This is a genomic window from Acinetobacter sp. USHLN143 (assembly GCF_037145695.1).
In the GTDB taxonomy this organism is placed as follows: domain Bacteria; phylum Pseudomonadota; class Gammaproteobacteria; order Pseudomonadales; family Moraxellaceae; genus Acinetobacter; species Acinetobacter fasciculus.
Genome location: NZ_JBBCWZ010000370.1, coordinates 1 through 212, shown reverse-complemented (window position 1 = coordinate 212; position 212 = coordinate 1). Strand labels below are relative to the sequence as shown.

The 212-nt window shown below is 41.0% G+C and carries 1 protein-coding gene; it reads left to right on the top strand.

The window, feature by feature from the left end:
- Positions 1-212 (top strand): transposase (locus WFH18_RS18430; RefSeq protein ID WP_336755482.1); only part of this gene is annotated, 212 nt, incomplete at both ends.

Genomic DNA, 212 nt, shown 5'->3' with positions numbered 1-212 from the left:
GGCAAGCGCATGCGGTGATTCCACCTAGAAAAAATGCGAAACCATGGAAAGATACAAAGAGTAGCTCGCTAGAGCGAAATGAATTACTTCGAACAATTAAACGTTTAGGCAGGACACTATGGAAAAAATGGTCAGGCTATCATCGGCGAAGTTTGGTTGAAACTAAGATGCATTGCATCAAATTATTAGGAGATAAACTCAGTGCAAGGAGT